Below are 7363 nucleotides of genomic sequence, written 5' to 3'. Positions count from 1 at the left end.
GGGATTGCTCAGTGCTCGCATTAATTTGTGGGGAACCCTCAGCCCTGTGGGAGAGGGTCAGGGTGAGGGCATCAGACAGCGCCACCCTCACTAACGCCGGTTGCCAAAAATACGCAGCAGCATCAGGAACAGGTTGATGAAGTCCAGATAAAGCGTCAGTGCGCCCAGAATCGAGTATTTGCGCAGGTTTGAACTGTCGCGAACATCAATTTGTTCACCGATGTTTTTCAGTTTCTGGGTGTCGTAAGCGGTTAAGCCCACGAAGATCACCACCCCGATATAGGTCACCGCCCACATCAGCGCGTCACTCTTCAGCCACAGGTTAACCAGCGACGCCAGCACAATCCCAATCAGCCCCATAAACAGCATGTTGCCGAAGCCGCTCAGGTCACGTTTGGTGGTGTAACCGTACAGGCTCATCACACCGAACATCCCGCCGGTCACCACAAACGTGCTGGCGATGGAAGAGTAGGTGTAAACGATGAAAATACTGGAAAGCGTCAGCCCGGTCAGCGCCGAATAGAGCATAAACAGCGTGGTCGCCATACCCGCACTGAGCTTGTGCACCAGCCCGGAGAGCACGAACACCAGCGCCAGTTGCGCAATAATCAGCCCAAAGAAGGTGATTTTGCTTGAGAAGATAAACATCATCAGTTCAGGCGTGTTTGCCGCATACCACGCGATAAACGCGGTAAGCAGCAGGCCAACCGTCATCCAGCCATACACCTGAGCCATGTAGGTTTGCAGCCCGCTACGGGTCTGCTGAACTATCGAATCGGAACGCGGAAATCGGTCCATGATTCACTCCTGATTAAGTAAACACACACGTTAAGAGTAACACATCCGCGTAAACCAACTACCAACGGCTGGCGGCATGCTTATCGCTGTCGCGTGATTCTACCCAGCGCTCACCTTCCGGCGTCGCTTCACACTTCCAGAACGGCGCTTTGGTTTTAAGGTAATCCATGATGAACTCCCCCGCCGCAAAAGCACTCCCGCGATGGGCGCTGGTGACGCCGACAAACACAATTTCTTCGCCGGGCCACATTTCGCCGATGCGATGGATAACCGTAACGCGCCCCAGCGGCCAGCGGCCTCGCGCCTCTTCCACAATGGCCGCCAGCGATTTTTCGGTCATTCCCGGATAGTGCTCCAGCGTCAGCGCTTTTACGCTGTCACCGAGATTATGATTACGCACTTTCCCGGTAAAGGTCACGACCGCGCCGTCTTCGTCGCGCCCGGCCAGCCAGTCATATTCCGTGCCCACGTTAAAACGCTCATGGCCAACCAGAATTCGGGTTTCCGTCATCTCAACCCCCTGTGACCGGCGGGAAGAAGGCCACTTCATCCCCATCAGCCAGCGGGTGGGTCAACTCCACCAGCGTCTGATTCACGGCGGCCAGCAATTTGCCTTCATCCAGCGCCAGCGCCCAGCGGTCGCTTTGCGCCGCCAGATGCGCACGCAGGGCGGCGACGTTTTCGAAAGAGCCGTCCAGCGTCAGGCTGTCGGTATTGATCAGCTCACGGACCTGGGCAAAAAAGAGCACCTTAATCATGGCTTTCCACCTTAAAATCACCGGATTTGCCGCCGCTTTTTGCCAGCAGACGCACCGGGCCAATCACCATATCTTTCTGCACCGCTTTACACATGTCGTAGATGGTCAGCGCCGCCACGGAGGCTGCCGTCAACGCCTCCATCTCCACGCCGGTTTTCCCGGTTAAGCGGCACAGGGACTCGATACGCACGCGATTATGCTCCGGCTGCGCCTGCAAATTTACCTCCACTTTGCTGAGCATCAGCGGATGGCAGAGCGGGATGAGGTCCCAGGTACGTTTAGCGGCCTGAATACCGGCGATGCGGGCGGTGGCAAACACATCACCCTTGTGATGGCTACCGTCGATAATCATCGCCAGCGTCTCCGGTAGCATGGTGACGAACGCTTCAGCACGCGCCTCGCGCACCGTTTCGGCTTTGGCGGAGACATCCACCATATGCGCTTCGCCAGCGGCGTTTATGTGGGTCAGTTGTGACATAGCTTATTTCTTTAAATGGGGATGGAAATTACACGGACGGGTACGGGCATCCAGCTGCGGGGCAATAATGTTTTCCCACGCGGTGCGGCAGGCTTTGGTCGAGCCAGGCATGGCGAAGATCAGCGTCTTGTTCGCTACCCCCGCGACGGCACGGGACTGGAGCGTAGAGGTGCCAATCTCTTCAAATGAGAGCATGCGGAACACTTCGCCGAAGCCTTCTACTTCGCGATCGAACAGCGGAAGCAGCGCTTCCGGCGCCTGGTCGCCTGCGGTAAAGCCGGTGCCGCCAGTGATCAGTACAACCTGGACGTCATCACTCGCAATCCACTGTGAAACCTGAGCGCGAATGGCGTAACGGTTCTCTTTGACGATCGCTTTATCAACAATCTGGTGCCCGGCTTCGTGTGCCGCCTCGCGCAGCCAGTGGCCGGAGGTATCATCCTCTTCACCACGACGTTCGGAAACGGTAAGAATAGCAATGCGTGTCGGGATAAATTCCGCGCTTACCTGACTCATCTTCTGGTTCCTTCTAAAGCCTGATTACCCGCCGATATAGGACAGGTTCTGAGTAATGCCGGTGTTGCCCTGATGCAGGAAATGGGTCTGCTTTTTGTGCGTCAGCGCCTCGGAAATGCGTGCTTCAAGCGCGTCCTGTTGGGCGTCGTCTTCCAGCAAATCGCGCAGATCGACGCCGCCATCCCCGAACAGGCAGAGGTGCAGCTTGCCAACAGAGGAGACGCGCAGGCGGTTGCAGCTGGCACAGAAGTCTTTTTCATAGGGCATGATCAGGCCGATTTCGCCTTCATAATCCGGATGACAAAAGACCTGCGCCGGGCCATCGCTGCGCTGGCGGATCTGGTGGATCCAGCCGCGTTTCAGCAGTTCGTCACGCAGGACCATGCCGGAGATGTGATGGCGACGGAACAGCTCGCTGCCCTCCCCGGTCTCCATCAGCTCAATAAAACGCAGTTGAATGCGGCGCGGTTTGATCCACGCCAGAAAGGTGTCCAGCTGATGGTGGTTCACATCACGCATCAACACGGTATTGACTTTGACCTTGTCGAAACCGGCGGTGAACGCGGCATCGATGCCGTCCATTACCTGCTGGAACTTATCCTGGCCGGTAATGGCGTGGAACTGACGGGCGTCCAGGCTATCGACGCTGACGTTGATCGCCGTCAGCCCCGCATCGCGCCAGTTCGCCACGTCACGCGCCATGCGGTAACCGTTGGTGGTCACCGCTATCTGGCGGATACGTTCGTTTTCACGCACGGCGGCAATGATGTCAGGGAAATCACGGCGCAGGGAGGGTTCTCCCCCGGTAAGACGCACTTTTTCCGTACCGAGTTCAGAGAACGCGCGCGTGACGCGGCGTACTTCTTCCACGGAGAGAAAGCCATTATTGGTGACGCTGCCCGGCTTGTAGCCATCGGGCAGGCAGTAGGTGCAACGGAAGTTACACACGTCGGTAATCGACAAACGTAAGTAGAAAAACTTACGCGCGAAAGCATCAGTAAGTTGTGAAGCCATGTACACCTTTCCAGATCGGGAGGCACAGTCATTTCTTTCTGTACCCTGGTGGCAAATCCGCCACGGCCAGGGCGCCATATCTCTCGACACAGGCGCCAGGGCTAGAGTGTATGTTTTCAGTTTTGAAAACGTGGTTATGGCGATAGTAGCGTGGAAATCGCCACTTCGCCATTGTCGCTTTTCGCTATATAAATTTATACATAACGATGTTATCGTGCATTTTCACTACAGAATACGCAAAAACAGCGCTTTCGCATTGATATACGTCATTATGGTTTGTGAGAGGCATCGTCTTTTAGGAGTAGTTGCGTTACTGTGACGCAAGCTTAACAGGATAAGGAATAGGTATGCGCAATCGCACTTTTGCGGATCTGGACCGCGTGGTCGCTCTTGGAGGAGGTCACGGTCTGGGACGGGTTATGTCGTCGTTATCGTCACTGGGCTCACGCCTGACGGGCATCGTGACAACAACGGACAACGGCGGCTCAACCGGGCGGATCCGACGTGCTGAAGGCGGGATAGCCTGGGGTGATATGCGCAACTGCCTCAACCAGCTCATCACTGAGCCAAGCGTGGCCTCGGCGATGTTTGAGTACCGTTTTGGGGGAAATGGCGAACTTTCAGGCCATAACCTTGGAAATCTGATGTTAAAGGCGCTGGATCACCTGAGCGTGCGCCCTCTGGAAGCGATCAATTTAATTCGTAACCTGCTAAAAGTGGATGCGTTCCTGATCCCGATGTCCGAACAGCCGGTAGATTTGATGGCGATCGATGCTGACGATCACGAAGTGTATGGTGAAGTGAATATCGACCAGCTTCTCCTTCCGCCAAAAGAGCTGATGACCTACCCCAGCGTACCCGCAACGCGTGAAGCGGTTGAAGCGATTGGCGAGGCCGATCTGATCCTGATTGGGCCGGGGAGTTTTTATACCAGCCTGATGCCGATCCTGCTGGTGAAAGAGCTGGCGCAGGCGCTGCGCAGAACGCCTGCGCCCATGGTCTATATCGGTAATTTAGGCCGCGAACTCAGTCCGGCGGCGGCAAGCCTGTCGCTGGCGGATAAGCTGGACCTGATGGAACAGTATGTTGGTAAGAAAATTATCGATGGTGTCGTGGTCGGGCCAAAAGTAGATGTGTCGGGGATTGGCGATCGCGTGGTGGTGCAGGAGCCGCTGGAAGCCAGCGATATTAAATATCGCCACGACCGCCATCTGCTGCGCGAGGCGCTGGAGAAGGCGATTCTGCAATTAGGTTACCAAAAACCCCGGTGGCGCTGCGCTTACCGGGGCTACAAAAGACGCTAAACCTGTAGGCCCGGTAAGCGCAGCGCCACCGGGCAAAAAACTACGATGCCGCAATAAACAGATCCCGCAGCTGATGCAGCTGATCGCGGATTTGCGCGGCCTCTTCGAACTCCAGATTCTGCGCGTGCTGCATCATCTGCCCTTCCAGCTCGTGGATCTTTTGCTGCAACGCTTTCGGGGTCAGCGCGACGGTATCCTCTTCCACCACTGAACGGGCCTTGCCGCGCCCTTTCGCTTTGGTCTTCGCAATGTTCTGACCCAGCGCCAGGATATCCACCACCTTCTTGTTCAGCCCCTGCGGCGTGATGCCGTGCTCTTCGTTATAGCGCTGCTGCTTCTCGCGACGACGTTCCGTTTCGCCAATCGCTTTGGCCATCGACGGGGTGATTTTATCCCCGTACAGAATCGCCTTCCCGTTGACGTTACGCGCGGCACGGCCAATGGTCTGGATCAGCGAGCGCTCGGAACGCAGGAAGCCCTCTTTGTCCGCATCCAGAATCGCCACCAGCGACACTTCCGGCATATCCAGACCTTCTCGCAGAAGGTTGATACCCACCAGCACGTCGAACTCGCCCAGGCGCAGGTCGCGGATGATCTCCATACGCTCCACGGTATCAATATCCGAGTGCAGATACCGCACCTTCTCGCCGTGTTCTTCCAGATACTCCGTCAAATCCTCCGCCATACGTTTGGTGAGCGTGGTCACAAGCACGCGCTCGTTGATGGCAGAGCGGGCACGTATTTCCGAGAGCAGATCGTCCACCTGCGTCGCCACCGGACGCACCTCGATAATCGGATCCAGCAGCCCGGTCGGACGCACAACCTGGTCCACCACGTCATCACCGGATTTCTCCAGCTCGTAGTTGCCCGGCGTCGCCGATACATAGATGGTCTGCGGAGCAAGCGCCTCAAATTCTTCAAACTTCATCGGACGGTTGTCCAGCGCTGACGGCAGTCGGAATCCGTACTCCACCAGCGTCTCTTTACGCGCGCGGTCACCGCGGTACATCCCGCCGATCTGGGGGATCGTAACGTGGGATTCGTCGATCACCAGCAGGCCGTCCGCCGGAAGGTAGTCAAACAGCGTCGGCGGCGCTTCGCCCGGTCCGCGCCCGGAGAGGTAGCGTGAGTAGTTTTCAATGCCGGAGCAGTAGCCCAGCTCGTTCATCATCTCCAGATCGAACTGGGTACGCTGGCTCAGGCGCTGCTCTTCCAGCAGCTTGTTGTTCGCCAGCAGCACCTTGCGGCGGTCTGCCAGCTCAATTTTAATCTCTTCCATCGCCTGTACGATACGCTCGCGTGGCGTCACGTAGTGCGTTTTCGGGTAGATGGTGAAGCGCTGGATCACCGACTCCACGTGACCGGTCAGCGGATCGAACAGCGACAGGCGTTCAACCTCTTCATCGAACAGCTCCACGCGCAGCGCCATGTCGTCCGATTCCGCCGGGAAGATATCAATAACCTCACCACGTACGCGGAAGGTCCCGCGCTGGAACGCCTGATCGTTACGGGTGTACTGCAGCTCCGCCAGACGGCGCAAAATTGCACGCTGATCGATGATCATCCCCTGCGTCAGGTGCAGCATCATCTTGAGATAGAGATCCGGATCGCCCAGGCCGTAGATCGCCGACACCGAGGCCACCACCACCACATCACGACGCTCCAGCAGCGCCTTGGTCGCCGACAAACGCATCTGCTCGATATGTTCGTTCACCGAGGCATCTTTCTCGATAAACGTGTCGGAGCTGGGAACGTAGGCTTCCGGCTGGTAGTAGTCGTAGTAGGAGACGAAATACTCCACCGCGTTTTCCGGGAAGAACTCTTTCATCTCACCATACAGCTGCGCCGCCAGCGTTTTGTTCGGCGCAAGAACCATCGTAGGACGCTGAAGATCGGCAATGACGTTGGCAATAGTGAAGGTTTTACCCGAACCGGTTACCCCCAGCAGGGTCTGGTGCGCCAGCCCGTCTTCCAGCCCCTCTTCCAGGCGACGAATGGCCTCGGGCTGATCCCCGGAAGGACGGAAAGCAGAATTCAATTTGAACGGTTTACTCATGGGCGACGACCTGATGACAGAATAAGCGGCAGGTGAGTAATTTTACTCGTTGTGGCCAGGATTGCCAGTAAAAAACACTGGATGGAAAACCAGTAGCGTGTCAGGATATTTAGCGTAGCGCAGAGAGGATTAGTGCGTTCGCGAGCTAAATTTCAACTGTGACAATATAAAACACCAGCCTCAGGGGGTTATCCCCAGAACTATTACTTTTTTAACATTTGTCAAGGGCGGTTATGAAAGTTTTATGGCAACAGGTGTCGCTGACGTTGAGGGAATTGCTTTTATCTAATTCGTTAAAAAATATAGACTATTTCCTAAAGCCGCGTTTCGCATCAATTTGGTTGTAACCCGCGTATTCTCTCGCTTATCGCGTGTTTTCTAACTCTAATGCACAAGGTTATCCACAGGAATAGTGGATAACTGCCTCCAGCCCGTACAG

The 7363-nt window shown here is 56.1% G+C and carries 8 protein-coding genes and 1 riboswitch; of the genes, 1 reads left to right on the top strand and 7 read right to left on the bottom strand.

What is annotated here, in order from left to right; genetic code table 11:
- Positions 1-90: 90 nt before the first annotated feature.
- From ACOT0L_RS12330 to moaA, 6 genes are all read right to left on the bottom strand, one after another.
- Entirely contained in the window at positions 91-798 is a 708-nt protein-coding gene (locus tag ACOT0L_RS12330) for a Bax inhibitor-1/YccA family protein (protein WP_015571081.1), read from the bottom strand.
- Between the two features lie 58 nt (positions 799-856).
- A complete protein-coding gene (gene moaE, locus ACOT0L_RS12325; RefSeq protein WP_063164001.1) occupies positions 857-1309 on the bottom strand; it encodes a molybdopterin synthase catalytic subunit MoaE in 453 nt (150 codons plus the stop codon).
- A 1-nt stretch (position 1310) separates the two neighbouring features.
- Positions 1311-1556, bottom strand: coding sequence for a molybdopterin synthase sulfur carrier subunit (gene moaD / locus ACOT0L_RS12320; RefSeq protein WP_022647502.1), 246 nt, complete (start codon positions 1554-1556; stop codon positions 1311-1313).
- Entirely contained in the window at positions 1549-2034 is a 486-nt protein-coding gene (gene moaC, locus ACOT0L_RS12315; protein ID WP_006809528.1) for a cyclic pyranopterin monophosphate synthase MoaC, read from the bottom strand. Before moaC ends, moaD begins: the two co-directional genes overlap by 8 nt.
- A 3-nt stretch (positions 2035-2037) precedes the next feature.
- Complete coding sequence (gene moaB / locus ACOT0L_RS12310) at positions 2038-2550, bottom strand: molybdenum cofactor biosynthesis protein B (RefSeq protein WP_022647501.1); 513 nt, start codon at positions 2548-2550, stop codon at positions 2038-2040.
- Positions 2551-2574: 24 nt separating this feature from the next.
- The gene (gene moaA / locus ACOT0L_RS12305) at positions 2575-3564 is read right to left on the bottom strand and encodes a GTP 3',8-cyclase MoaA (RefSeq protein ID WP_022647500.1); all 990 of its coding nucleotides are present in this window, start codon (positions 3562-3564) and stop codon (positions 2575-2577) included.
- Positions 3552-3685: riboswitch (molybdenum cofactor riboswitch) on the bottom strand. Its footprint overlaps the gene before it by 13 nt.
- Before the next feature lie 226 nt (positions 3686-3911).
- Between moaA and yvcK the strand changes: the two genes are divergently transcribed.
- A complete protein-coding gene (gene yvcK, locus ACOT0L_RS12300) occupies positions 3912-4868 on the top strand; it encodes a uridine diphosphate-N-acetylglucosamine-binding protein YvcK (protein WP_421637261.1) in 957 nt (318 codons plus the stop codon).
- Positions 4869-4908: 40 nt separating this feature from the next.
- Here yvcK and uvrB read toward each other — a convergent pair whose 3' ends face one another.
- The gene (gene uvrB / locus ACOT0L_RS12295) at positions 4909-6924 is read right to left on the bottom strand and encodes an excinuclease ABC subunit UvrB (RefSeq protein ID WP_003858519.1); all 2016 of its coding nucleotides are present in this window, start codon (positions 6922-6924) and stop codon (positions 4909-4911) included.
- Positions 6925-7363 lie beyond the last annotated feature (439 nt).

This window comes from Enterobacter cloacae complex sp. XAL002, assembly GCF_049236805.1.
In the GTDB taxonomy this organism is placed as follows: Bacteria; Pseudomonadota; Gammaproteobacteria; order Enterobacterales; family Enterobacteriaceae; genus Enterobacter; species Enterobacter intestinihominis.
Note: the sequence above shows the minus strand (reverse complement) of the source record. Positions and strands in the feature narration are given on the sequence as shown.

Coding starts and splice junctions, on each gene's coding strand:
- ACOT0L_RS12330 (WP_015571081.1), bottom strand. CDS start 798: ATGGACCGATTTCCGCGTTCCGATTCGATAGTTCAGCAGACCCGTAGC.
- moaE (WP_063164001.1), bottom strand. CDS start 1,309: ATGACGGAAACCCGAATTCTGGTTGGCCATGAGCGTTTTAACGTGGGC.
- moaD (WP_022647502.1), bottom strand. CDS start 1,556: ATGATTAAGGTGCTCTTTTTTGCCCAGGTCCGTGAGCTGATCAATACC.
- moaC (WP_006809528.1), bottom strand. CDS start 2,034: ATGTCACAACTGACCCACATAAACGCCGCTGGCGAAGCGCATATGGTG.
- moaB (WP_022647501.1), bottom strand. CDS start 2,550: ATGAGTCAGGTAAGCGCGGAATTTATCCCGACACGCATTGCTATTCTT.
- moaA (WP_022647500.1), bottom strand. CDS start 3,564: ATGGCTTCACAACTTACTGATGCTTTCGCGCGTAAGTTTTTCTACTTA.
- yvcK (WP_421637261.1), top strand. CDS start 3,912: ATGCGCAATCGCACTTTTGCGGATCTGGACCGCGTGGTCGCTCTTGGA.
- uvrB (WP_003858519.1), bottom strand. CDS start 6,924: ATGAGTAAACCGTTCAAATTGAATTCTGCTTTCCGTCCTTCCGGGGAT.